The sequence below is a fragment of the Lysinibacillus sp. CD3-6 genome (genome assembly GCF_006351725.2).
In the GTDB taxonomy this organism is placed as follows: domain Bacteria; phylum Bacillota; class Bacilli; order Bacillales_A; family Planococcaceae; genus Lysinibacillus.
This window is the reverse complement of sequence record NZ_CP085880.1, coordinates 3010197-3033303: the sequence shown is the minus strand read 5'-3', so window position 1 is coordinate 3033303 and position 23107 is coordinate 3010197. Positions and strand designations below refer to the sequence as shown.

The 23107-nt window shown below is 36.0% G+C and carries 25 protein-coding genes, 2 pseudogenes and 1 riboswitch; of the genes and pseudogenes, 22 read left to right on the top strand and 5 right to left on the bottom strand.

Features of this window, described 5'->3' with window-relative positions; translation table 11 throughout:
* Window positions 1-55 precede the first annotated feature (55 nt).
* A complete protein-coding gene (locus FH508_RS15085; protein ID WP_173479088.1) occupies window positions 56-1039 on the top strand; it encodes a glutaminase in 984 nt (327 codons plus the stop codon).
* 365 nt (window positions 1040-1404) lie between these two features.
* On the opposite strand, the gene FH508_RS15080 is transcribed toward FH508_RS15085, so the two are convergent.
* The 3 genes from FH508_RS15080 to FH508_RS15070 form a co-directional block, all read right to left on the bottom strand.
* Window positions 1405-1896, bottom strand: coding sequence for a hypothetical protein (locus tag FH508_RS15080; RefSeq protein WP_228134087.1), 492 nt, complete (start codon window positions 1894-1896; stop codon window positions 1405-1407).
* Window positions 1897-2516: 620 nt separating this feature from the next.
* Complete coding sequence (locus FH508_RS15075) at window positions 2517-3860, bottom strand: amino acid permease (RefSeq protein ID WP_173479085.1); 1344 nt, start codon at window positions 3858-3860, stop codon at window positions 2517-2519.
* 167 nt (window positions 3861-4027) lie between these two features.
* Window positions 4028-4104: riboswitch (glycine riboswitch) on the bottom strand.
* Between the two features lie 537 nt (window positions 4105-4641).
* Window positions 4642-5025, bottom strand: a complete 384-nt coding sequence (locus FH508_RS15070) for a rhodanese-like domain-containing protein (RefSeq protein WP_173479084.1) — start codon at window positions 5023-5025, stop codon at window positions 4642-4644.
* Between the two features lie 124 nt (window positions 5026-5149).
* Here FH508_RS15070 and FH508_RS15065 point away from each other — a divergent pair, with 124 nt between their 5' ends.
* The 5 genes and pseudogenes from FH508_RS15065 to FH508_RS15045 all read left to right on the top strand — a co-directional run bounded on the left by FH508_RS15065 (window position 5150) and on the right by FH508_RS15045 (window position 10429).
* Entirely contained in the window at window positions 5150-5980 is an 831-nt protein-coding gene (locus FH508_RS15065; RefSeq protein ID WP_173479083.1) for a lipoate--protein ligase family protein, read from the top strand.
* A 202-nt stretch (window positions 5981-6182) separates the two neighbouring features.
* A pseudogene (locus FH508_RS15060) lies at window positions 6183-6974 on the top strand (ribonucleotide reductase N-terminal alpha domain-containing protein); the annotation flags it as partial.
* Between the two features lie 207 nt (window positions 6975-7181).
* Window positions 7182-8033 (top strand): helix-turn-helix domain-containing protein, encoded by an 852-nt coding sequence (locus tag FH508_RS15055; protein ID WP_173479081.1) that lies wholly within the window; start codon window positions 7182-7184, stop codon window positions 8031-8033.
* A gap of 76 nt (window positions 8034-8109) precedes the next feature.
* Window positions 8110-9891 (top strand): annotated as a pseudogene (locus FH508_RS15050) (vitamin B12-dependent ribonucleotide reductase); the annotation flags it as partial.
* Between the two features lie 145 nt (window positions 9892-10036).
* Window positions 10037-10429 (top strand): hypothetical protein, encoded by a 393-nt coding sequence (locus FH508_RS15045; RefSeq protein ID WP_173479079.1) that lies wholly within the window; start codon window positions 10037-10039, stop codon window positions 10427-10429.
* A gap of 478 nt (window positions 10430-10907) precedes the next feature.
* Here the strand turns inward: FH508_RS15045 and FH508_RS15040 are convergent, their stop codons facing one another.
* Window positions 10908-11219 carry a DUF3888 domain-containing protein gene (locus FH508_RS15040; RefSeq protein WP_228134086.1) on the bottom strand — a complete coding sequence of 104 codons (312 nt, stop codon included), beginning with the start codon at window positions 11217-11219 and terminating at the stop codon, window positions 10908-10910.
* Window positions 11220-11338: 119 nt separating this feature from the next.
* Here FH508_RS15040 and FH508_RS15035 point away from each other — a divergent pair, with 119 nt between their 5' ends.
* The 5 genes from FH508_RS15035 to FH508_RS15015 all read left to right on the top strand — a co-directional run bounded on the left by FH508_RS15035 (window position 11339) and on the right by FH508_RS15015 (window position 15244).
* Window positions 11339-11773 (top strand): DnaD domain protein, encoded by a 435-nt coding sequence (locus FH508_RS15035; RefSeq protein ID WP_173479078.1) that lies wholly within the window; start codon window positions 11339-11341, stop codon window positions 11771-11773.
* Between the two features lie 143 nt (window positions 11774-11916).
* Window positions 11917-12342, top strand: coding sequence for a 3-hydroxyacyl-ACP dehydratase FabZ (gene fabZ / locus FH508_RS15030; protein WP_173479077.1), 426 nt, complete (start codon window positions 11917-11919; stop codon window positions 12340-12342).
* A 299-nt stretch (window positions 12343-12641) separates the two neighbouring features.
* Window positions 12642-13169, top strand: a complete 528-nt coding sequence (locus tag FH508_RS15025) for a sigma-70 family RNA polymerase sigma factor (protein WP_173479076.1) — start codon at window positions 12642-12644, stop codon at window positions 13167-13169.
* Window positions 13159-14172, top strand: coding sequence for an LCP family protein (locus tag FH508_RS15020; protein WP_173479075.1), 1014 nt, complete (start codon window positions 13159-13161; stop codon window positions 14170-14172). The genes FH508_RS15025 and FH508_RS15020 overlap by 11 nt, the downstream gene beginning before the upstream one ends.
* A 163-nt stretch (window positions 14173-14335) precedes the next feature.
* The gene (locus FH508_RS15015) at window positions 14336-15244 is read left to right on the top strand and encodes an NAD(P)H-dependent flavin oxidoreductase (protein ID WP_173479074.1); all 909 of its coding nucleotides are present in this window, start codon (window positions 14336-14338) and stop codon (window positions 15242-15244) included.
* A 73-nt stretch (window positions 15245-15317) separates the two neighbouring features.
* Here the strand turns inward: FH508_RS15015 and FH508_RS15010 are convergent, their stop codons facing one another.
* A complete protein-coding gene (locus FH508_RS15010; protein WP_173479073.1) occupies window positions 15318-16292 on the bottom strand; it encodes a DUF1385 domain-containing protein in 975 nt (324 codons plus the stop codon).
* A 192-nt stretch (window positions 16293-16484) separates the two neighbouring features.
* Between FH508_RS15010 and FH508_RS15005 the strand changes: the two genes are divergently transcribed.
* The 11 genes from FH508_RS15005 to FH508_RS14955 all read left to right on the top strand — a co-directional run bounded on the left by FH508_RS15005 (window position 16485) and on the right by FH508_RS14955 (window position 22984).
* Window positions 16485-16910: a hypothetical protein gene (locus FH508_RS15005; RefSeq protein WP_173479072.1), complete on the top strand. Its 426-nt coding sequence runs from the start codon at window positions 16485-16487 to the stop codon at window positions 16908-16910.
* A 62-nt stretch (window positions 16911-16972) separates the two neighbouring features.
* Window positions 16973-17407: a type II 3-dehydroquinate dehydratase gene (aroQ, locus tag FH508_RS15000; RefSeq protein ID WP_173479071.1), complete on the top strand. Its 435-nt coding sequence runs from the start codon at window positions 16973-16975 to the stop codon at window positions 17405-17407.
* Between the two features lie 2 nt (window positions 17408-17409).
* A complete protein-coding gene (locus FH508_RS14995) occupies window positions 17410-18471 on the top strand; it encodes a M24 family metallopeptidase (RefSeq protein ID WP_173479070.1) in 1062 nt (353 codons plus the stop codon).
* A 17-nt stretch (window positions 18472-18488) separates the two neighbouring features.
* Window positions 18489-19046 (top strand): elongation factor P, encoded by a 558-nt coding sequence (efp, locus tag FH508_RS14990; RefSeq protein ID WP_173479069.1) that lies wholly within the window; start codon window positions 18489-18491, stop codon window positions 19044-19046.
* Window positions 19047-19182: 136 nt separating this feature from the next.
* Window positions 19183-20184 carry an NAD(P)H-dependent flavin oxidoreductase gene (locus FH508_RS14985; protein WP_173479068.1) on the top strand — a complete coding sequence of 334 codons (1002 nt, stop codon included), beginning with the start codon at window positions 19183-19185 and terminating at the stop codon, window positions 20182-20184.
* 99 nt (window positions 20185-20283) lie between these two features.
* The gene (locus tag FH508_RS14980; RefSeq protein WP_008179863.1) at window positions 20284-20493 is read left to right on the top strand and encodes a hypothetical protein; all 210 of its coding nucleotides are present in this window, start codon (window positions 20284-20286) and stop codon (window positions 20491-20493) included.
* 4 nt (window positions 20494-20497) lie between these two features.
* Window positions 20498-20875, top strand: a complete 378-nt coding sequence (locus FH508_RS14975) for a hypothetical protein (protein WP_173479067.1) — start codon at window positions 20498-20500, stop codon at window positions 20873-20875.
* Window positions 20876-20887: 12 nt separating this feature from the next.
* Window positions 20888-21799: a stage III sporulation protein AE gene (locus tag FH508_RS14970; protein ID WP_173479066.1), complete on the top strand. Its 912-nt coding sequence runs from the start codon at window positions 20888-20890 to the stop codon at window positions 21797-21799.
* A gap of 1 nt (window position 21800) precedes the next feature.
* Window positions 21801-21944: a hypothetical protein gene (locus FH508_RS14965; RefSeq protein WP_173479065.1), complete on the top strand. Its 144-nt coding sequence runs from the start codon at window positions 21801-21803 to the stop codon at window positions 21942-21944.
* Window positions 21945-22006: 62 nt separating this feature from the next.
* Complete coding sequence (locus tag FH508_RS14960) at window positions 22007-22426, top strand: hypothetical protein (protein ID WP_173479064.1); 420 nt, start codon at window positions 22007-22009, stop codon at window positions 22424-22426.
* Window positions 22427-22984: a SpoIIIAH-like family protein gene (locus FH508_RS14955; RefSeq protein ID WP_173479063.1), complete on the top strand. Its 558-nt coding sequence runs from the start codon at window positions 22427-22429 to the stop codon at window positions 22982-22984.
* The last annotated feature ends 123 nt before the right edge of the window (window positions 22985-23107 follow it).

Genomic DNA, 23107 nt, shown 5'->3' with positions numbered 1-23107 from the left:
TTTTTCCCTAGTTAGAAAAAATGATGGCATTCATCTAAGAGAGGAGAATAGTATAATGCTTACCAATCATACTAACAACGATTACGATAATCCGCATCAACTTCTTGTAGCTGAGTGGGTAAAGGAGTTTCGACCATTTGCACAAGAGGGTAAATGTGCAAGCTATATTCCAGCATTGGCTCAAAAAGATCCTCATCAATTGGCCATTTCAATTATCGGACCAAATAATGACGAAATCAATGGAGGGGAGACAACTGAACTTTTTACGCTTCAAAGTGTTTCGAAAGTTGTAACATTTATTTTAGCGTGTATGGATCGAGGGTTGCCTTATGTGTTAGAGCGTGTAGATGTGGAGCCTACAGGTGATACTTTCAATTCAATTATTCGTTTGGAAAGTCATCAGCCTGGAAAACCGTTTAATCCGATGATTAATGCAGGAGCCATTACAGTTTCCTCGATGCTTGCGGGTAATTCCCCACAGGAGAAAGTTTCAAAAATCCTCTATTTTTTAGAGAAAATTGTTGGGAAGAAATTAAAGGTAAATGAAGAAGTTTTTCAATCTGAATGGCACACCGCCAATCGCAATCGGTCATTAGCGTATTATTTAATGGATTCGGGCTTTTTAGATTGCCCTGTAGAAGAGGCATTGGAAGTGTATTTGAAGCAATGTGCAATTGAAGTAAATGTTTCGGATTTAGCGATGATCGGTTTAATCATTGCCAATGATGGCTATCATCCACTATTACAAACACAGCTGTTTCCTAAGCAGGTGGCAAAACTAGCGAAGGCATTGATGGTGACATGCGGTATGTATAATGCATCAGGTAAATTCGCTGCATTTATTGGATTACCCGCTAAAAGCGGTGTCTCGGGCGCCATTGTTGCGGCAGTTCCAAGTCACGCAAGCTTAGGTTCACCTTTCCCTGCAGGTTGTGGTATTGGCATTTATGGACCTGCTATAGATGAAATCGGCAATAGTGTCGCAGGAGTAAAATTACTAAAGCATGTGGCAGCTGAGTGGGATATGAATATTTTTTAATGATAAAAGACTGTAGGTTAGCATGAAGCCTTATCTACAGTCTTTTTTTATAAAATTTAAAAGGAAAGGACTACTGCCATTGATTTCCGCTACGTTCGGGCGCTTTCTGCGGGCACACAAGTAAGCCGCAAGAGTCTATTTTTTGAAAATAGCTTTAATTGATTAACAATAGAAATGAATTGCCATGCTTTTAGTTGTACTAGAGGGATGGTACTTTTAAAGAAGTCTTGTTTGATCAATGACTTTTTTTGTAGTGTTTCATTGAGTTATGCCAAACTTGATTTGAATGCGTGCGGAGTGAAAGTTTTCACTAAAAAGCACCAGAATTGAAACATAGTTTCACAATCTACTAAAAGGCTATTATATTAATTTAAACATCCACCTGCTGCGGAGGCTCCTAACCACACTGCTCCAATAGCAGCACCGAGAGCCCATCCTACTGGACCGCTAACACCTGCAAGTGTCATAAGTCCTGTAAATGCTGTTGTATGTGCTGTAGCTGCAAGAGCGGCTGCCCCACATCCACTAATTCTTGCCATCACAACAGTTGTATTTGCTTGATTTAGCATATCATCCTTCAGCTTTTTACCTTCTGGACTAGCGATAACTTGATTTAGTTTTTCCATGGTTTGAACCAATTCATTAAAATAATAATCACCGATTCGTGCTTTTAATTCTTGCTCTCTTTCAATGAAAACTTTTTCGCTAATTTCATCTAGTTTTAAATATTCAGTAACTATATAACTTACATCGTCTAATGTTAAATTTGTAGCTACTGCAGTATTGTGTGGCAAAATTATTATACTAAACATTAATAGTAAAGTAGTTAATATAAAAGATAGTTTTTTCTTCAACATTAAAATCTCTCCTATTCATGAAATAATTTTACTCAAATTAATACTCACTACAAAATGAATGGACTTTAAATATGAAACTTATAAACACCCTTTAATATTTACTGTATTTTTTCCTTTTCAGACAATAAAGACATACATAGATTGATAATAAAACCGATGATCATTAATATTTGTAGTAATGGCCATGTTATTCTTGCTTGGACTAAGCTTATTATGAAAAATACAATGACAACACTAAGTAATGTAATCAATAGATTTTTCATTTTCATTGTCTTTACCCCTTTGTATTAATAGTGGATGTTTGAATATCAAATTCGCATAATTTTGCACCACACCTACATAAATCAACTATTCAAACATGTGCTACCAATTTCTTAGTGACATTATAAAAAAATAACTAAAGATTTTCAATATAAAAATAAATGAAATTATACTGTTTTTTCTTCCTATTAATCAGTCTAAAAAGGAAGTTACTTTTTGATAAATAATAGTATAGGGAAACATTAAGTATGCAAGAGAGAAGACTACTACAAATTGTAGAGCTAGATAAAATTGGGGAACTGTAATAATGAAAGCAAAGACGTAATGGTTAGATTGCGTCTTTGCTGTGGATATGTGGTTTATTGTTGGCGATTTTTGCGTTTGTATAGAATGAAAAGACCGATAAACCAGATAGGTGTTAGTAAAAGAGCGGTTCTTGTTTCTTCGGAAATCAACATAACAACTAATAAAAACGCGAAGAAAGCGAGTACTAAATAGTTCACAAATGGTGTTAATGGTGCTTTGAAAATTGACGCTTCATGTAGGGCGCGATTTTTACGTTTATAAATGATATGAGAGATTAAAATAATACTCCATACCCAAATAAAACAAATTGCACTAATTGTTGTCACGACGCTAAAGGCGTTTTCTGGCATGAACTTACTTAGTAATGCACCCACTGATACAACGATAGCAGAAATGATAAGTGCATTACTTGGTACACTATTTTTATTTAGCTTTGCAAATGAAGCGGATGCTTGTTTATTGCGACCAAGATTATACAGCATGCGACTTGTCGAAAATAAACCACTATTGCCTGCTGATGCGGCAGATGTCAATACGACAAAATTAATAATACCTGCTGCAATAGGTATACCAGCTAATGTAAAAACTTGTACGAAGGGACTGCTTGTTCCAGACATTTCATACCAAGGGTTGATGCATAAGATGATTACTAATGCCCCTACATAAAACAATAAAATTCGGAGTGGAATTTTATTGATTGCAGATGGAATGTTTTTTTGAGGATCTGCGGTTTCAGCAGCAGAAACACCAACTAATTCTACCCCAACAAAAGCGAAGACAACCATTTGGAATGCCATTAGGAAGCCATATATACCGTTAGGGAAGAGCCCACCATGTGCCCAGAGGTTTTCCACGGATACTGTTCCAGAGCTTGTTTGGAATCCAGTAAATAGCATGAATAATCCAATAATTATAAGCGCAACAATTGTAACCACTTTAATAAGAGCAAACCAAAATTCGAGTTCCCCAAATAGTTTTACAGTCAATAAATTTAAAAATAATAAAAGGACTAAACAGCCAATTGCAGGCACCCATTGAGGGATATTAAACCAATATTGTATGTAGACACCGACGGCAATAATATCAGCCATTGCAGTCATAATCCAGCAAAACCAATAGGTCCAGCCAGTGACATATCCTGCCCAAGAGCCGATGTACTCTGTAGCGAAATCTGTAAATGACGTATAGCCAGCATTCGATAATAACAGTTCTCCTAGCGCTCGCATAACGAAAAATAAAGCAGTGCCGACGATAAGATAGGCTAAAATAATAGATGGTCCTGCTAAAGCAATCGCTTTACCTGCTCCTAAAAATAAACCTGTACCAATTGTACCGCCAATCGCAATAAGCTGCACATGGCGATTTTTTAATTCACGTTTTAATTGTTGTTGTTCCACGTTCATTCCCCCATAAGATGCGTAGAAGCTGTGACTGGAAAATAAAAAGAGACTAGTAGCGACACTAGTCTCGTAAACGTCAGAATAACAATTACCATGTTCGAAAGTTCGGTTAGTTTAAAATAAATTCAACATTCGTGTGGTATAGCTTTCGTGATGAAAGTTTATATTACTCCTCTGTCCTTTTGCCTGAGATAGTGAACCCTTCGGCGACGCAAATTGCGCTCTCTCCAGAAATGCTCCTGCTATAGTTTGATCCATAGCATTCATAGCTTTAATCTATACATTATTTTAAGATATTATTTATCCTATCAATGCCTAGCAATTAATTCAAGGGAAAATTTCAGTAGTTTTCTTCAAAAAAGAAGAATTAAGTTTATGCTGATAAATTTGTTACGAAAGTTAGTTATTTTGGACATACTGTTTTTTGTAATGGGGAAGGGTATAGCAAGTATGGAGGGGGCAGAAAATTCATATATACGCCAAAAATCTCTTTTTGCTATATGGACGGGACACTGCATTAGAGCAGTTTAACATGCTACTATTTATATTGTGATAAAGAAAATGAGAAAGCTAAACAATATGATTAGTCGTTAGACAACTACTATTATATAGAAGAAACTCTGGATATTAGCAAAAAGAATCCATTACCAATGCAATTGGAATGGATTCTTTTTGTGCGAAAATAAGTATTGCTGTCGATTTATACAACATACTTGCTTTACGGAGAATGGTACTATTGAAAATAGTCACTTTTACCTTATAAAGTTCGCAGTGATTATTATTTTTTTGTTTTAATTTTACCAGTCCAATTACGGAAGCCGCCATCAAGCTGGTAGATTTGATTGTAACCACGTTTTTTTAGGAAAAGAGCAGCACGCGCACTACGACCTGTATTTTGACAGTATAAGTATACTGGTAAATCTGGGCGGATTTCTTTATGACGTTGACGTAATGCTGTAGAAGGAACGTTACGAGCACCAAGAATATGACCTGCATCAAATTCTTTTTGTTCACGCACATCGATTAGTTGCGCTTTACGGTAGCCTTCAATAAATTGTTCTTGAGTTAAGTTGGTTACGGCTTTTTTTAGACGCATTGCATTAATAGCGATATATGCAATTAGAACTACTAAAATAACACCAATTGTGATAAGTATATCCAATTTCTTCTTACCCCTTTCTATCTTCTTTATTATTATAAAAGATGCGCTAGCGATAGTCCAATGAGTTTGATAAAATTAACTAGATTGTGGCTAGAAATGATCTATAGATGTAGGAGATGACGTAATGACAACTTGGTATTTTCTAAATTCAGGAAAATGTAGTCCTTCTTTTAATATGGCACTAGATGAGGCATTGCTTGATTGGCATAGTGAGGGATTAATTCCTCCTGTCATTCGTTTTTACGAGTGGGAGCCAGCGACATTGTCGATTGGTTATTTTCAACAAGCGAAGAGAGATATTAATTTAGATGCGTTACGTGAACAAGGAATAGGTTTTGTTCGTCGACCAACAGGCGGTCGAGCAGTTTTACATGAACATGAATTGACATATAGCGTAATTGTTACTGAAAGCTATCCTAATATGCCTGAATCAGTGACAGAAGCGTATCGCGTACTAAGTGAAGGTATATTAGAGGGCTTTCATAATTTAGGAATGGATGCGTATTTTAGCGTACCTGATACAGAAGAAAAGAAGGCAGATTTGAAACAGCCAAAAAGTGCCGTATGCTTTGATGCACCAAGTTGGTATGAGCTTGTCGTAGAAGGCAAAAAAATAGCAGGTAGTGCACAAACGCGTCAAAAAGGTGTTATTTTACAGCATGGTGCGATTTTACTTGATTTAGATGAAGAGAAATTATTATCTGTATTTAATTTTTCTAGTGAAGAAGCAAAAGAGCGTATGCGAAAAAAACTACCAGAGAAGGCGGTTGCTATTAATAGTCTTGTTCAAAAACCTGTTTCTATTGAACAATGTGTAACTGCTTTCCGAGATGGCTTTGCAAAATCGTTGCAAATTGAATTAAAACCATTTACACTTTCTGAGGAGCAATTAAATTATGTGCGTGATTTAGAGGAAAAAAAATATGCACATGATGATTGGAACTTTAAAAAGTAAAATATGGTATAAGAAAAATATTTTTTTATCGTTTAAACCTTGTAATGGCAAGCAGTAACCATTCTACTTAAAATTGCAAGAGTTGAATTAAAAAACTATATATAGTATCTTTTTAAAAGCAACATACACAATATGTAGTGTTTACCAACACATGATATTGTGTATTTATTATTGTAAGGCTTAAAATAAGGGAGGCAAAACGATGGTACTCACAAATCATCAACCCGATGTAAACAAACAAATTGAACAGTTAAACAAAGATATTGAGCAATTCCCACAGGTTCACCCTGTTACGCCTGATATGCACATTACGCATAAAGGTGTATCAAGACTTGTAATGATCGATCGCTACTCGTTTAAAGATACGGAAAAGAAAACATTAAAAGCTGGTGATTTCGTCGTATTAACGGTGAAGGCAGATCCAAAATTCCCTGCTCGTGGTTTAGGAACAATACAACATATTGATATGTCTACAAAAACAGCAGACATTTTGATTGAGGAAGACTACCGTAGCGCATTAGATGATCCAAAAGAGCAAGAAACAGGTGTGATCACACGTTCAATTGACGTGCTAGAAAAGCCTCTTGAAATTTTTTATGAGCAAATCGCAAAACGAAATGCAACAGGGCTTGCTTCAGTTGAAAAAACAGCCGAAAAACGCCAAGAATGGTTTGAGAAATTTTATAAACAGCTTGTATCATTGAAATTTGTACCAGCTGGCCGTGTCATTTATGGAGCAGGTTCTGAAACAGATGTAACCTTCTTCAATTGCTATGTAATGCCGTTCGTTGCGGATTCACGCGAAGGGATTAGTGATCACCGTAAGCAAGTAATGGAAATTATGAGCCGTGGTGGTGGTGTAGGAACGAATGGTTCAACACTACGCCCTCGCAATACGTTAGCACGTGGTGTGAACGGTAAATCTTCAGGTTCCGTATCATGGCTAGATGACATTGCAAAACTGACTCACCTTGTCGAGCAAGGTGGATCCCGTTAACCAAAACGGCGGGATTAAAATCTCGTGAATTGCTGGAACACCCTGAGAGCTTTTCTTGCTACAACGTAAACTGTGAAGTTAAACGTGAATGCTAAAAAAAGAAAAGATTGGGCAATCAGCAGCGAAGCATCTGTGGAAATGCAGATGAACGTTCAACGACTATTGAACCTTCCTAAACTTATATGCCACTTTGGAGGTGGGAGCATGGAAGAAGTAAATCGTAATGTACGGAGACGTCCTTACGAGGCGCGAGACAAAGAACGATTGATTAAAGAGATAATTGAGTTACATGAGCATGGAATGAGCCAAGTAGATATTGCGAAAACGCTTTGTATAGGAAGAGGAACGATTCTTAGATGGAATAAAGAATTAGAACTTTTTAAACCGAGAACACCTGGTGAAGCTGGTAAGCTGAAAAATAAGAAATATCGTTATAATGAACACTACTTTAAACAAGTAGATACAGCGAATAAGGCTTATTTAGTAGGTTATATTACAGGTGATGGAACGATTTTTGATCGTGGGAAATCTAAACGCCTTGTGTTATCACTCGCAGAGCAAGATCGACAACTACTAGATGATATCGCTAAAGAATTATGTATGTTGGAAGCAATGAAATTCCGACCAAGCACAGCGCCAAATGAGCAAAATAAATATGCTTTACCAATCAATTCAACAGAAATGTGTAATGATTTAATTAAATTAGGGATTACACCACGAAAAACAGGTTTTGAACGTTGGATTAATTTTGGAAGAGAAGATTTACAGTGGGCGTATTTAAGAGTTTTTTTTGATGCAGATGGTCATATATCAAATCGTGGAAGACTGGGGTTTACAGGAAATAGTCATATGCTCCTGTCATTGCTACAATTTCTTCATAATAACCAGCTAGCTTTATCAGTCCATAAACTTTATCCGAAACAAGGTTGTGTAGACTTATACATTACTCGTAAAGATGATGTGAAAAAGATTGCGCAACAGTTATATAAGTATGGCTCTATACGACTCAATCGCAAATATGAAAAAATCAAATCCTTCTTTGATGATATAGTCTGATCTTATGTGAAAGCATAAGAATGTGGCAGAAATGACCACATCATAAAAGTATTTTAATATACTTTTTTGTAACAAAAAGCGTGGGGCACAAATGATTATGCTGGCAGATTGGCATCCTGATATCGTGGAATTTATTATTTCAAAAATGCAAAATCCACGTATTCTACGATACTTAATGGAAAATACAGCAGATGAGACGATTATTCGTCTAGCGAAAGAAAAATTAAACTTTAAGCCGCTTACAACGCAAGAAGAAGCGATGTATCAGGGCATTGTTAATTATAAAGGTATAGAGGGATTAGGCGGATTCGACAGTGGAATTATCCGTGAAGCAGAAAATAAATTACGTGATGGTGGTACGTACACAGTTCATAACCCAGAGTTTTTAACAGGTGCGAACATCTCTGTAACGTTAACAAAAGAATTTATGGCAGCTGTTGAAGCAGATGCTGACTTCGAGCTTCGTTTCCCAGCCGTTGAAGAATATTCAAAAGAAGAAATGGCTATTTACAACAGTGAATGGCATAAAGTTGGAGATGTACGTGAATGGGAGAAGATGGGTTACAAAGTACGCACATATCGTACGATTAAGGCAAAAGAGCTTTGGAACCTCATCAACGTCTGTGCAACATACTCTGCAGAGCCAGGTATTTTCTTTATCGACAATGCTAACGATATGACAAATGCTAAAGCTTATGGTCAAAGTGTTGTAGCAACTAACCCATGTGGGGAACAACCACTAGCACCATATTCAGTTTGTAACTTAGCTGCTGTCAACTTAGCTCAGTTTGCGGATAAAGAACACCAAACAGTCGATTATGAAGCATTACGTGAAACAGTTCGTGTTGGTGTTCGTATGCAGGATAATGTTATTGATGCAACACCTTACTTCCTAGAAGAAAACCGAGTACAAGCTCTTGGTGAGCGCCGTGTCGGTTTAGGGGTAATGGGCTTAGCGGATTTACTTATTTATTGTGAAAAAGAATATGGCTCAGATGCGGGTAATGCACTTGTAGATGAAATCTTTAAAACAATTGCAGAAACGGCATATGAAGCTTCGACAGAGCTTGCAAAAGAACGTGGTAGCTTCCCATTCTTAGTTGGAGCGACAGAGGAAGAAACGGCCCGTTTACGCAAAGCGTTCACTGAAACAGGCTTCATGCAAAAAATGCCTGCACACATCAAAGAGCAAATTTTAGCAACAGGTATTCGTAACTCACATTTACTAACGGTTGCGCCAACAGGATCTACAGGAACAATGGTAGGCGTAGCTACAGGTCTAGAACCGTATTTCTCATTTACTTATTATCGTTCTGGCCGATTAGGTAAATTTATTGAAGTAAAAGCGGAAATTGTTCAAGAATACTTAGACCGCCATCCAGAAGCTTCAGAAGATAAATTGCCTGAATGGTTTGTTACGGCAATGGAATTAAAACCAGAAGCGCATGCAGATGTGCAATGCATTATTCAAAAATGGATTGACTCATCAATTTCTAAAACAGTGAATGCTCCAAAAGGCTATACAGTTGAACAAGTAGAAAAAGTGTACGAGCGCTTATATAAAGGTGGCGCTAAAGGCGGGACGGTCTATGTTGATGGTAGCCGTGATTCACAAGTGCTTACACTAAAAGCAGAAGAAAATGATATGGATCAGTTATCATTTGAAGAAGAATTAGTCGAAGAGCACACAAAACGTCCAGTTGTATTAGTTGATACGATTCAAGCGCTTGAGTCTACAACTGTAATTGGCTCGGATGTAGGAAACACATGCCCAGTATGTCGAAAAGGAACAGTCGAAGAAATGGGTGGCTGTAACACATGTACAAACTGTGGTGCACAATTAAAATGCGGTTTGTAAATTGAAGAATTGATATAAAAGCTTTGTGGAATCATCTTACCTCTAAACATAATTAGGGGTGAGGTGATTTTTTTATTGGTAATTAATGTTATGATTATAGACAGAACTAAGAAACTAGGTTTCTACATAGTTGAGGGGCGAAGACATGAAGCGTTCGTTGTGTAATATAACTAGGATAATGGGTATCGCATGCGCTATTTCAGCAATTTTTTATATTCGTAAGTGTATGTCTTGTAAAGCTCTCTTTGTTTCTAGTGGAATAAAAGTAGAGTACCCTCTTATTAATTTGGAAAACAGTCAGGTCACTGCTTATGTTACATATGATGGAAAGACATATATGCGTGTTCAATATAATGTATTAACAGAAGAAACAAAAGTCATTGGAAGTATAGAATCAATAAAATTAAATCGTTTGATAAAAAATAACATTACATTAACCGATGCTGACTTTATAGAAATGATTCAAAGCTCAGCGCGATTTTTTGTTGAAAATGAAATTGCTCATCCTGACGAATTTTACAGACAAAACCCCTCATAAAAAACTGCATCCAGTTAGATGCAGTTTTATTTTTTTCTAATCAGTGTATCGCCAAGCGGTATTCCAATCACTACAACCAAAACCGTTAAAACTAACAAGGCTTGAAATATAAAATACGCAATTTGATCAAACATCGTATCTCTCCTTCCTTTTATTCTTATAGTACCCAACTGTTGCAGAGCCAAACTAATGTAATAAAGCATAAAATCATTTGAGCCTTTTATAATATAGTTTACTGCAAACCAACGTATGTATGCAGTCGACTTAAATTTTTTGAAATTCCATAATAGCGCACAATGTATTAATAAGCATTGCTGTTCTTCTTATACTTTTGGGGAAGGGTAGTTGTACAAAGTTCGATAACAATTTTAAATTATTGTGGTGGATATTTATACGTCTTTAGGTGGGTGTGTTTTATCAATGTAATTTCTGGTCCAGCAGAAATTTCATAGGTCATTCGATCTTTCCCAACTGGAATCTACTGGCCACCATCGGTTGGTTCGATTTCAAATGTAATTTGCAATTTAAATCCTCGGAAACCATTTACTCTACTCGTTTCTAACACTTCGATTTTCCAAGGAGTGACAGCAGGTGAAAAATCCTTTAAAATTTTTGGATAATAATAGCGATTTAAATCTTTTTCAATATAAGGACTAAGCATTAACATGAGCATATCCTGTAATCTTAGCTGATCAGAATCTTGCGTTGGTTCTGCTGATGAAACGGTTGTTGTTTGAAAAGAAGTAATGAGAACAAGTGAGAGTATAAAAACAAGTACTATCTTTTTCATTTTCTTCAATACACCTCTCTACGATTTTTCCCTAATTAAAGTGTATTGTTAACTTATATTAAATAAAGTATGTACTTTTTGAATTAACGAGTGCGATGATTTAAAAGGGGTGAAATAGCATGAGTCGTGATAAGAGATATAAGAAAATAAAAGGCAAAGTAATATACGGTAAGACGACCGAAGAACGATTTCAAGAAGTACATGGGATTACAATTGAGGAATGGGAAGCAAAAGGAGAAGAAGAATTTAAAGCAAAAATGGGAATGAGCTCCGACGAATGGTATATAAAACAGGTTAAATCGTTGACACCAATTGAGTATCTTAAACATAAAGGTGTTGTTGTTTCTAAAGATGATGTAGATTTAGTTATGGATTTACAAGAGTTGGGATTAAATGATGGTGTTATAAATGTATTACTGGATTATGTAATAATTGTTAGTAAAATTGGGTTTATTCACTCATTGGTAAGAGAAATGGGTGAAAGTTGGCACAATAAGAATATCTCAACTATTGAGCGTGCAATGGCCTTCGTAAGGGAAGTGTGGAAAAACTAAAGTCCTCGATTGTTTAGTACGCATCGCTGTAGATTTAGAATAGTGATGTATGGAAGATAAAAATATTATAGTATCAACTATTAGTATCTAGTGATAAAATTAATGTTTAGGATATGAATTACATTGTGATGGGGGATTTAATAATGTACGATACTCAAAAAATAAAAGAAATTATTAAACATCGTTATCCATTTCTTTTAGTTGATAGGATTTTGGAATTAGAAGAAGGAAAACGTGCCGTTGGAATGAAAAATGTAACTATAAATGAGAATTTTTTTAATGGGCACTTCCCTCATTACCCTGTTATGCCTGGTGTTTTAATTGTAGAAGCATTAGCTCAGGTAAGTGCTGTTGTAATGTTAACTAAAGCAGGCAATCAAGGACGATTAGGGCTGTTAGCAGGAGTAGATAACTGTCGTTTCAAACGGCAAGTAAAGCCTGGAGATCAACTCCGTCTCGAGGTTGAAATCACGCGATTAAAAGGTCCTATTGGAAAAGCAAAAGGTATCGCTACAGTGGACGGGGAGCTGGCATGTGAAGCAGAAATTCTATTTGCTTTTGGTGATTGAAAGCAATTAGTAAAAAGTTACTCAAAATCTAAAACGAACAGTTAGCATATGCAACTCAATGTTCTTTGGTAAATTACAAGGAACTCTTATAGATAAAAGAATAGGATAAACAATTTGCTTGTGTCTATGATTTGTAATCTAAGATACAAGTTTTTTTATGTCAGTTATAATTATAAGGAAGTTTTTCAAGAAAAAGAAAAAGCTTATAAAATAAATATTTTTTTGGAAATTGAACCTATTTAAATTTGTTAGTCGTCTAATAGCAGAATTTGAAGTTAGTTGAAAGGGAGGGTAGTAGAGTGGAGAAAGATGAAAAAGATTTTTTACTAGAAAAAGTAATGATTGAGTATGGGAATGAGCTGGTACGATTGGCATTTTCTTATGTGAAAGATTCGGAGACTGCTAAGGATTTAGTGCAAAATACGTTTATTAAATGCTACAAAAATTTAGATTCCTTTCGATTTGATTCACAAATAAAAACATGGCTCTATCGTATAACAATTAACGAATGTAAAGATTATTTAAAAAGTTGGCATTGTAAAATGGTGCAAGTAAAAAGTTTTATACAAGAAACTGCAAAGTCAATATACCCATCTACCGAAAAAACTGTTATTGATAAATATCATAATGAGGAAATTAAAGATACAATCTTTTCTCTTCCGAAAGTGTATCGTGAAGTCGTTTATTTATACTATTATGAGTCGTTAAAGACAGAGGAAATTGCTGATATTTTAGATATTCCAGTAAATACAGTAAAAACGAGATTAAGACGGGCAAAACAGAGGTTAGAGACGATGATAAAGGAGGCAGAGTTGAATGGAAGATAAACATGTAAGAGAAAAATTTTATAAGACTTCCGAAAAAGAATTAATATTTACACAAGAAGACCGACATGTAGTATTTGAACAAATTCGTACACTGGAGAAGAAAGATAAAATGCAAAAGAAATCTCTTTTTTCTTCCGCAAAAAGACTCGCGCCACTTACAGTTTCATTATTAGCAATAGGCTTATGTTTATTTTTATTTATTCCATCGATTTTTGTTGGAACTGGAAATGTTCAAAACGAGCTTAACAAAAGTGATATTAGTGGGGATGCCTATCAGGATGATGCCATTTTAACTACGCTCATTACTGTGAAGGCAAAAACGGAGGATAACAGAATACCACTTAATCTGTTACTTACATATAGTAAAAATAAAAAGATGATGAAAGTTTTATCTATTCCAAGCGCTACGTATGCACCGATAAAAAACATGGATGGAACAACTTCGAACGATAAATTGTTATTTGCGTATGCCTACGGTTTGGGAGGGGCAGAAAATGTAAAAGCAACAGTGTCAAAACTATTTAATTTACCAATTGATTATTATGCTGTTATAGATTTAGAAACCTTTTCCACATTCATACATGATGTGAATGGTATAGATTACGACTTACAGGAAGATACTCGAGTACGAGCTATAACGAGTGTGGCATTTGATTTTCAAAAAGGAACCAATCGGTTAAATGGGGAAGAGGTTGTGGCATTAATGATGGCGGCTACAGATGGAAGAAATTTAAGTGAAGAAAACCTCTTGCATCTCATTCATGCAGTTAGTAATAAAATGGAAAATGAAATGCCAGAAGAACAATTAAAAGAACTGCTATCTCAAATTGAAACTAATCTACCACTCGATCAATTGTTAGAGCAAAACATAGAAATTAAATCAATTGAATCTTTATCTTTAAGTGCTGGAACTAGAGATGACATGATAGATGGAAAATATTATGTGATGTTTGAGGAAGAATATTTAAAAACTGTTGCAGAAGAGTTACTTATATTTAACTAACTTAAAGTGTCTATCCGTCAAATGAGGTGGATAGGCATTTTTTTATGTACACGACTTATTCTTATAACGGATCAATTTTCGAAAAGGAAGATTTATAAAATTAGTTCGTAAAGTAGGGATTTTATGATATTAATAGAATATTTAATAAAAAGGGGGAGAGTATATGTCACGATTACCAATTATTGTAGCACCGATGTTTTTAGTATCAAATCCAGCGATGGTCATTGAGGCTAGTCGAGCGGGGGCTATTGGCTCGTTTCCGTTATTAAATGCAAGACCTGCGTCAACTTGCGCCGAATGGTTACAAGAAATTAAAGAAGCATTACCAACGGAGCTGTGGGCAGTCAATTTTATTTGTCATCCAGTAGCGAATGCACGTTTTGAGGAAGATTTGCAGTTAATTGAGGAATTTGAGCCGCCGATTGTTATTACATCACTTGGTAATCCGAAAAGGGTCATCGACATTGTCCATCGCTATGGCGGTAAAGTATATGCTGATGTAGCAAACGTTAAGCATGCGGAGAAATCAGCCGCTACAGGTGTGGACGGCTTAATTCTTGTCTGTGCAGGGGCAGGTGGACATGGTGGGCAATTAAATCCATTTGGCTTTGTGTCGGCCGTTAAGAAATTCTTTAATGGAACAATTATATTATCAGGGTCTCTTTCAAGTGGTGCCGATGTTTTGGCAGCGCAAATTATTGGTGCGGACTATGCATATTTAGGAACGCGATTTATCGCTTGTCATGAAGGGAATGCTCCAGAGGATTATAAAAAGATGATTATCGACAGCAAAACAGATGATGTTTTATATACAGATGCGTTCAGTGGGGTTCATGTGAATGTGTTAATTCCATCTTTATTAAAGGAAGGGATTGACCCGACGACCTTAAAGCCGAGGGAAGATATTGATTTAACACACCTTGTAAATGTGAAGGCTTGGCGTGATATTTGGTCAGCAGGGCATGGTGTCACAAATATTGAAAAACGCGAGTCAGTCCTTGAAATTATTACGACATTACAAGAGGAATATGAATGTGCAAAGCAGCAATTAAATGCTGTTCAGTCTTTATAAAAGGCATTTAAGGTATAAAAAATGTAAAACGCACAATGCTATAGAAATCAGCGCATTGTGCGTTTTTATTATGCTAGTCGTGATTTAATGTAGCAGCAATTTCAGGTTGCTGTTCGACTTGGAGTAACATATTGAAAGATGCAATTGCTACTTCCACTTGTTCGTCCTGAGGCTCTCTTGTTGTTAATAATTGTAGCCATAGGCCAGGATAGCCTAAGTATCGTAACAAAGGAATGTTACGGCATGCATTTGTTGCCTGTAATACTTCAAATGATACCCCTAAAACAACGGGAATTAATAAAATACGGTCTACAATTCGTAACCACAGAGGATCTGTTGGTACGAAGAAATACAAAAACATACCAACGAATACAGTGAATAACATAAAGCTACTACCACAACGATAATGTAAACGAGATTGCGCTTGTACATTTTTTACAGTAATATCCATACCTGCTTCATAGCAATTGATTACTTTATGCTCGGCACCGTGATATTGGAAAACGCGTTTAATAATCGGTGTTAAAGAAATAAAGTATAAATAGGTAAGCAAAAGAAGTAGTTTAATGCCACTTTCCAGAAGGACTTGGCCTACTTTACCATCAATCCATCTAGAAAAGAAATCGGCAATAAATACTGGAATTAAAGTAAAGGCGAATTTTCCAAATAGAAAGGAAAGAATGCCGACAACGGCAACGCCTAAAATCATTTGTAACTTTGAGCCGCCTTCTTCTACATTTTCAGCTTCTTCGCCTGGTGTAACGTCATAACGATCCCCTGAAAATTGCATATGGCGTGAACCTAAACCTGCTGATTCGATAAGTGCAACAACACCACGTACGAATGGGATTTTTTTTAGCTTTTGCAGAATCGGTTTTTGAACCTTTTTATAATGATAATAATCAATGGAATCATCGTTACGGCGAATGGCAGTAATCGTATGTTCCTTTCCTCCGAACATCACACCTTCTAATTGTGCTTGTCCCCCGTAAACAGGTGAATTGCTCAAGGCTAACACCACTCTCTTTATATATTTCAACTGTACCATTGTACTAAATTTAGCGAAAAACCTCTAGAGGTACGCATAGTAAATTTTCTATATGGTTACACTTATTGTGTAATTTTGTATTTTCAGAAAGATTGCTTTGTATGTGTACAATGATATAACACTACGAGCCATTGTGTTAAGGATCATGCTGCAATGCTCGCATGCACAAAGGTCAAAATAGGAGGTATTAATATGAAGGTAGGCTTAATTACTTCAGTTGTTTATGCGATTGTTTTAGCGATAAGTTTAAAAGGACTTCATTTTTTTCATTTAATTTCTTGGAATCCAATAGGTTTTTATAAGAAGTGGGAATTGTTTGAGGATAGCTCCAAATTATTTCATTGGAGTTTTCTAACATTAGCACTATTTGTAGTAGGTTTCTTTTTATATATGACTTTACGATATACGCATATTATACCAGCAGTATTGACTTCTTTTTTACTAGGACTAATTGTAACAATCACATTAGAATGGTTCTTGTTGGATTTACCAATGCAATCGACATCGTTTAAAAAAGTATCTATTCCTTTCATCGTTGTCGTAATTTGTCTTCTTCGCTTTTTACTTGAAACAGCTAATTTTCATCAGAAAGAGCATACAGCACAAAAAGGAAATTAGTTGCTGTATGCATTTGGTATGATAAAATAAAAAACAAGTACATAGAAAGAGGCGAATACTGCGTGAAGTTATTATGTTTGAATGGACCAAACTTAAATCGTCTAGGGAAACGTGAGCCCCATATATACGGTCATGAAACACTAGAAGATGTAAAGAATAATGTTCAAAATCTCGCGGCTTCTCTTGGTGCGACAGTCGAGTTTCGTCAATCGAATCACGAGGGTGTTCTTGTTGATTGGGTACACGAAGCAGAGGATGAAAAGTATGATGGTATTATCTTTAATCCAGGTGCATATACCCATACAAGTGTAGCATTACATGATGCAATTGCAGGAGTTGCCGTACCAGTTATTGAAGTACATATTTCCAATATTCACAAACGTGAGGCTTTTCGCCATCATTCCTATCTTGCACCAGCCTGCCTTGGCCAAATTAGTGGACTTGGTACGAAAGGCTATGAACTAGCATTACGCACTTTTATTGAGAGGGAGAAATAATTATGTTGAAATTACAAAAGCTTCGTAAAACACTTCAAGAAAAAAACATCGATGGCATTTTAATTACAAACGAGTACAACCGTCGATACATGACAGGGTTTACAGGTACAGCAGGAGTGGCAATCGTGTCACAAAATGATGCTGTATTTATTACTGACTTCCGATATACTGAGCAAGCAGCTGCGCAAATACAAGATTTCCGTATTGTACAACACGAAGTAACGCTCCTAGAAGAAATTGCGACACAAGTCAAAGCAATGAGTATTAAATCATTGGGATTTGAGAAAGATACTGTAAGCTTTGGAACATATGAGTTATATAAAAATGTGATTCAAGCTGATTTAATACCCGTTTCTGGATTAATTGAAAAAATTCGCTTGATTAAGACTGAACAAGAGATTAATATTATTAAGGTTGCGTGTGAAATTGCAGATCACGCATTTACACATATTTTAGACTTCATCAAGCCAGGTAAAACAGAGCTTGAAGTTTCGAATGAATTAGAGTTTTTCATGCGACAACAAGGAGCAACACAGTCCTCATTTGATACAATTGTAGCGTCTGGTCTTCGCTCAGCACTACCACATGGTGTTGCTACGAATAAGGTTATTGAAAAAGGCGACTTTGTCACATTAGATTTTGGTGCACTATACAATGGCTATATTTCGGATATAACACGTACAGTGGCAGTTGGTGAGCCATCTGAAAAATTAGTAGAAATGTATAATACAGTACTTGCATCGCAACTTTTATCACTTGAAAAAGTTGGACCTGGTTTAACGGGTATTCAGGCAGATGCAATTGCACGTGACTATTTAACAGAAAAAGGCTATGGTGAGGCATTTGGTCATTCTTTAGGACATGGTATTGGTCTTGAAGTACATGAAGGCCCTGGCTTATCGAAGCGTTCTGAAACGGTATTAGAACCGGGGATGGCTGTAACGATAGAACCAGGTGTTTATGTACCAGGAGTTGGTGGTGTACGTATCGAGGACGATATTTTAATCACTGAGTCAGGTAATGAACTGCTAACACATTCGACTAAAGAACTCATCATTTTATAAACAATGGAGGAACACAAATGATTTCAGTAAACGATTTCCGTACAGGTCTAACAATTATTGTTGATGGCCAATTATACCGCGTGTTAGATTTCCAACACGTTAAGCCAGGTAAAGGTGCTGCATTCGTGCGTTCTAAATTACGTAACTTACGTAACGGTTCTGTGAATGAGAAAACATTCCGTGCTGGTGAAAAAGTAGAAAAAGCACAAATTGATAACCGTAAAATGCAATATTTATATGCTCAAGGTGATGAGCATGTATTTATGGATTTAGAATCATATGAGCAAACTGAACTAGCTTCAGCTGCGATTGAATATGAATTAAAATTCCTAAAAGAAAACATGGAAGTACACATCCAATCTTACCAAGGCGAAATGCTAGGTGTAGAATTACCAAACACGGTTGAATTAGAAGTAACAGAAACAGAACCAGGTATTAAAGGTGATACAGCTTCAGGTGGTACAAAACCTGCAACACTTCAAACTGGTCTTATTGTTCAAGTTCCATTTTTCGTTAACCAAGGTGATGTGTTAATTATCAACACTACAGAAGCTTCATACGTATCACGCGCATAAGTGCTATTTATTGAACCTACTCTTTTCATAAAGAGTAGGTTTTTTTCATCTATTATCACAAAATACAAAAATATGTAAAAAATTTGCAGGTCTTCTGGCTAAATAACGTTTACAATACAGATAAGAGGTGAAAGCAATGTTAAAAAAATTTGAGATGCAATATCCAATAATTCAAGCACCGATGGCAGGCGTGACGACACCGAAATTTGTTGCAGCTTGTGCAGAGGAAGGTATTTTAGGGTCCATTGGAGCGGGCTATTTAAATGGAGAGCAAACTAGAGACTTTATAAAAGAAGTGAAAAAGCTTACCAATAAACCTTTTGCGGTCAATTTATTTGTTCAGGAAGAGCCACGTATTGATATAGAAGTGCTCCACAAAGCACGTATGGCGTTGCAGCCATACTATGATGAGTTAGGATTATCACCTGTACAAAGCGTGACGTCTAACGAAGTGTTTGAAGGGCAATTACAGGCAGTACTGGAAGAGCAGGTAGCCGTTTGTTCATTTACATTTGGCATCCCATCGTCAGCGGTTATTCAACGTCTAAAAGACAACGGTGTATATGTCATTGGCACTGCTACTACGTTAGAAGAAGCTATTCATGTTGAACAAGCGGGTATGGATGCAGTCGTATTACAAGGTGGCGAGGCTGGTGGCCACCGCGGGTCTTTCATTGAACCACTCCAATTAATTGCTCGGGAAGATTTATTACAGCAAGTAGCGGGCAAAATTGCAATTCCAATCATAGTAGCTGGTGGCATTATCTCAAAAGAAGATGTAAAGCGCGCATTAGCAGGTGGTGCACAGGCGGTACAAATAGGTACAGCATTATTAGTTGCCGATGAATGTGAAATATCACCGCTATATAAAAATGCTATATTACAGTCGAAGGCACATCAGACGACTATAACGTATGCATTTACTGGCAAAGCGGCACGTGGCTTAGCCAATCATTTTACAGAACAAATGAAGGGTGCTGTCGTAGCTCCATATCCATTACAACATTATTTAACATCTACTATTCGTAAAGAAAGTACATTGCAAGGAAATGCTCAATATTTATCGATGTGGATGGGTGAAAATAGTCATCTAGTGGAACCAGGTACAGTGAAAGCTATCATTGAAAAATTAGTATAGGTGCCAGTCACTCAAACAATTCTGAATTGTTTGAGTGACTGGCACTGTTCTTTTTTTTGGGAGAGCGACATATATTGCTGTACACGAGGGGGCGTATGAATGGAATTACAGGACGTATTAAGAGTCGCTGGAGTGGGACTAGTAGTAGCGCTTCTTCATGTTTTTTTTGATCAAACAGGGAAGAAAGAATTTTCATTTTTCTTATTTTTCATTGCCTACTTATATATGACAGCAGAATTACTCAGATTTCTACGTCTATTTTTCACTGAAATATTAACATTCTTCCAGTGGTTGACCTCATCTGGGTAAGTAAATGGAAATTGTCATTGTTGCTGTTGTCATGCTGCTTTTATTGTTGCTTATAAAAGAAGTCATACAGCCACTCCACGCGCTAATAAGTGTTATGTTTTCGTTTTTGTTGTTCAGTCTTTTGTTTACGACACTCCTGTTGCCATTTATTAAACAATTACTCGGAATGCTTACATTTTTGCCATATGCAAAAGCCATAGTGATGAGTGCTAGCCTTTTTTATGTAGGGCAATGGGTGTCTATGTTATTAGTGGAGAATAGCTATAAAATTCTCGGCAGTATTGTTTTCGATGCTGTAAAAATTGTTATTTTGTTGTATTGGTTTAAAGAATTTTTGGATGTTTTACAGGGGGTGTCCGCTATTTTACAAAGGTTAAACTAAGGGGCGAGGCTGGTGCAGGAGCAACTCATTTCATTTTTAATCGATCCATTTTTTCTCTTGCTCAAGATGACGCTTATATTGTGTGGCTATGTCATCATTTTTTTGATTGTTAACATGATCATACCAGAATTTGAAAAAGGGACAAGAATACTTTTTTTTCTTATTGTGTTAGCAACTATAGGGCCTGTAGTCGTCAATTCATTTCAACTAATTGATGAAATTGCAAAAGGACTTTCACATATATTTACGGCATTTTATCCCATTCTTACTTCAAGTTTTTTGTTATCTAGCAGCATCACTGCTATTGCTTCTTGGCAGCCTTTTTTGCTTTTTTTTGTACAAGTCCTCACGATTATTAGTAGTAAATGGCTTATCCCAGGTGTGCTTTTTGCCATCGTTTTTGATGTATGTAGTGTCATTGTCAAAGAAATATCTTTTACAAGAATTGCAGAGTTAATCCGTTTTACCATTATGAGTATCGTTTCAGCATCCGTTATTTGCTACATCATTTTAATGTCGGCAAGCGGAGTTGCAGCATTTAGTGTTAATAAAGCTGTTGCTGAGCCAGTAAAAAAATTAATTGAAGAAAATATTCCAGTAGTCGGTTCCTTTATTGTTGATAGTTTTTCGATGTTTCAGCATATGACTCAATTTTCTACATCCATTAGTAGTATCAGTGCCTTTATAGCAGTTATTACAGTATCGTTTATTCCCACTGTCCAGCTCGTAGTGAGTGCATACTCGTTGAAACTATTAGCAGCTATTTTAGAACCGATTGCTTTTGATGATATTTGTAAATTACTCGATCATGTTAGTAAATCTCTATTTACTTTATGTGCAGTATCATTTCTAATTGCTTTTTCATTTATGTTTTCTTGTTTTTTCCTTATCGTTTTCGTGCAAGTGATGGTTGGGGGGAGATAGATTGATTCTTTTATTGGCGTTGCTCTTTATTTGTCAATTATTCGTATTTCTAACTGATGACCAACAAATAATTTCGCTAACAAAACTTGTCATTACGTTAGTATTTTTGCAAATGCTATTAAAGATTCCATTTATCAATTCATAGGAGGAAACAAGCGTACATACACTTGAAAAAGAGATGATGAAAGGAGGCAATGTAGAAGTGATGTGGAAAAGGTACGAAAAAAAACAACGTCATTTATTGTATTAATGCTTATTGCTGCCTCCGTAGGAATTTTCATCGTGTTACCTATGTATCAAACGAATTCAACAAATGACCAAGTAACACCGAATACGAATGAAGAAAAACTTGAGCAAACGCTTAAGGCTATGCAAGGCGTTGGGGAGGTAAAAGTATATTTTTATTACGGAGAGATGACAGATGCGAAGGATGAAAATAAACTATTTAGCCAGTATTTTCGAGGGACTGACCAAAGTACGAAGGATGTAACAGGAATGCTAATTGTTTCAGAAGGTGCATCAGATATTTTTGTCAAAAATGAAATACGTGCTGTCGTCAGTCAAGTGATGCAATTACCTATTCATCGAATTATTATCGTTCCAATGGAAAATAAGGAGGAAAAGTAAATGCGCGTACGTAGAAGAACAGTTTGGTTTATGACATTATTAAGTCTAGTAGCAGTAATTTCAGTTTATTATTTGGTTGATCCTGCAAAACAATTTAATGGCTTAACAATTTTTACAGATGATACATTACAGCAAACAGCGATTACAGGTGTTACAGATCAGGAGGCAACGAATCAAGATGCAACGCAAGAAGTATTGTCTCCAAGTCACTTATTTGAAGAAATGCGTATGCAAGTTAGTGATGAAAGAAGTCAATTACGTCAACAGCTAACACAAAAAATTGGTTCAGAAGAATATACTGCTGAAGAAAAAAATGAAGCCTTTAATGAAATTGACGGTTTAATTAAACAGGAATCGGCAGAGGCAATGCTTGAAATGCTTATTAAATCATTAGGCTATTCCGATGCTTTTGTTAGAGCGGAAGGTGAGAAAGTTTCTGTCACAGTTATGGCGGAAGAGTTATCAAAATCACAAGCAAATGAGATTATTTATCTAGTAAAAACAGAGTGGGAAGGCGCAAATGACGTGCAAGTTAAATTCAGCGCAAACAACTACTAGAAAATTTAAAGAAAAAAAGGAATATTCCGTTTATTAACTCATCGTTGTTATATATCAGCATAATGAAAAGGCTTTCGTTTAGTAAAAGAAAGCCTTTTATTATGTTTATATTTACTTAATTTT